General features: G+C 69.6%; 1 protein-coding gene. It reads right to left on the bottom strand.

The genetic code is table 11. The annotated features are described in order from the left end of the window. Positions 1–31: 31 nt before the first annotated feature. A partial coding sequence (locus tag GTP90_RS35480; protein WP_161087899.1) for a putative bifunctional diguanylate cyclase/phosphodiesterase occupies positions 32–2,286 on the bottom strand: 2,255 nt, incomplete at its 5' end.

The following is a 2,286-nucleotide window of genomic DNA, read 5'->3' as shown; positions in this document are numbered from 1 at the left end:
GGCCTGCCGGCCCGCATCGGCACGCTGGCCGCTACGGTGCAGGCGCGGCGGCGGCCAGCGCCCGCGCGGCCAGCGCCCTGAATTCCGCCGCCGGCAGCGGCTGGCTGAACAGGAAACCTTGGAAGGCATTGCAGTTGGTGGCGGCCAGGAAGGCGTGCTGGTCGTCCGTCTCCACGCCCTCGGCGACGATGGTCAGCCCCAGCGTGTGGCCCAGCACGACGATGATGCGGGCGATGGCGGCGTCGTTGGGATCGCTCAGCACGTCGCGCGCGAAGCTGCGGTCGATCTTCAGCTGGTCCAGCGGCAGGCGCTTCAGGTACGACAGCGAGGAATAGCCAATGCCGAAGTCGTCCAGCGCGAAGGCGATGCCGATGCGCTTGAGGATGCGCATCTTGTCGGCCACGCTGGAAAAATCGTCCAGCATCAGGTTTTCGGTCAGCTCCAGTTCCAGCCGGTGCGGGTCGGCGCCGGCGTCGCTCAGCGCCTTCTGGACCTGGGCGGCGAAGGCCGGCTGGCGGAACTGGTACGGACTGACGTTGACGGCCAGCCGCAGCGCGCTCATGGCCGGGTCGTCCGCCCACAAGGCTAGCTCGGCGCAGGCGCTTTGCAGCACCCATTGCCCCAGCGGCAGGATGACGCCGGTGCTCTCGGCCAGCGCGATGAACTGGTCGGGCAGCACCAGCCCGCGGCGCGGATGGTGCCAGCGCAGCAGCGCTTCGGCGCCGATCAGGCGGCCGGCCGCGTCGACCTGGGCCTGGTAGTACAGCTCGAACTCGCCGCGCTGCAGCGCTTCCTGCAGGTCATGCTCGATCTCGGCGCGCGCATTGGCGGCCTGCTGCATCTGCGGCTCGAAGAAGCGCAGCGTGTTGCGACCGGCGCCCTTGGCCTGGTACATCGCCAGGTCGGCGTGCCGCAGCACCTCGTCCATCGTCAGCTCGTGGTCCGAGATCAGCGTCACGCCGATGCTGGGCGTGCAATGGTAGGGGCGCTCGGCCAGCTGGTACGGGCGGTTCAGCGCGGTCAGCACGGCCTCGCCGATGCCCTGCGCCATGAAGGCCGCCTGGTGCGCGTCCTCGCTCAAGCCCTCGATCATGACGACGAACTCGTCGCCGCCGAGCCGGGCCACGGTATCGACCGCGCGCACGCAGGCCGGCAGCCGCTCGGCCACCTGGCGCAGCAGCACGTCGCCCTGGTCGTGGCCCAGCGTGTCGTTGAGCATCTTGAAGTTGTCCAGGTCGATGAACATCAAGGCGCCGATCAGCTTGGTGCGGGCGCAGCTGTCGATGGCGTGGCGCAGGCGGTCCACCAGCAGCCGGCGGTTGGGCAGCCTGGTCAGCGGATCGTAGAAGGCCAGCTGGCGGATTTCCTCCTCGGCCTGCTTGCGGGCGCTGATGTCGCTCTGGGTGCAGACGTAGTGGCGGATCACGCCCTGGTCGTCGCGGATGGCGCTGATGATGGTCCAGGTCGGATAGATCTCGCCGTTCTTGCGGCGGTCCCAGCACTCGCCCTGCCAGGAGCCGCGGTGGATGATGCTGTCCCACATGGCGGCGTAGAAGGCCTGGTCGTGCCGGCCCGACTTGAGCACGCGCGGCGTGCGGCCCAGGATTTCCTCCTGTGTATAGCCGGTGCTGGCGGTGAAGGCGGAATTGATGCGCAGGATGGTGCTCTGGGCGTCGGTGATCATCATCGCCTCCTGCGAATCGAAGGCGACCGCCGCGATGTGCAGCTGTTCGGCCGCGTGCAGGCTGTCGGTGACGTCCAGCGAGATGCCCAGCAGGTGCGAGGGCTGGCCGGCGCTGTCGAGCAGCACCATTTTCCGGGTGTGCAGGTAGCGGGTCCGGCCGTTCGCCTCCGTTACGGCCTCGGCCGGCAGGTCCAGCACCTGGCGCGTGGCGATCACCTGGCGGTCGGAGGCGATGCGGGCCCGCGCCTCGGCGTCGGCGTGCAGGTCCTGGTCGGTGCGGCCGATGATGGCGTCGCGCGGTTTGCCCAGCAGCAGTTCGCCGGCCGCGTTGACCAGCTCGTAGCGCAGGTCGGCCGCGCTCTTGACCACCACGGCGGCCGGCATGTGCTCCAGGATGGACGCCATCAGGTGGCGCGATTGCTGCAAGGCGTCGGTGCGCTCCTGCACGCGCTGCTCCAGTTCGATGTTGCTGAGCGTGATCCTGGCCTGGGCCTCCAGCTGGGCCGCCTCGCTGCGCCGCAGCCGGGCCGCGGCCTCGGTCAGCGTGGCGGCAACCTGGCGCGCCTCGCGCAGCTTGATGTGGTGCGGCGGCAGGTCGGCAG

Origin of the sequence: Duganella vulcania (assembly GCF_009857655.1) — a bacterium.
Classification (GTDB): domain Bacteria; phylum Pseudomonadota; class Gammaproteobacteria; order Burkholderiales; family Burkholderiaceae_D; genus Rugamonas; species Rugamonas vulcania.
This window is presented reverse-complemented; position numbering and strand designations above follow the sequence as displayed.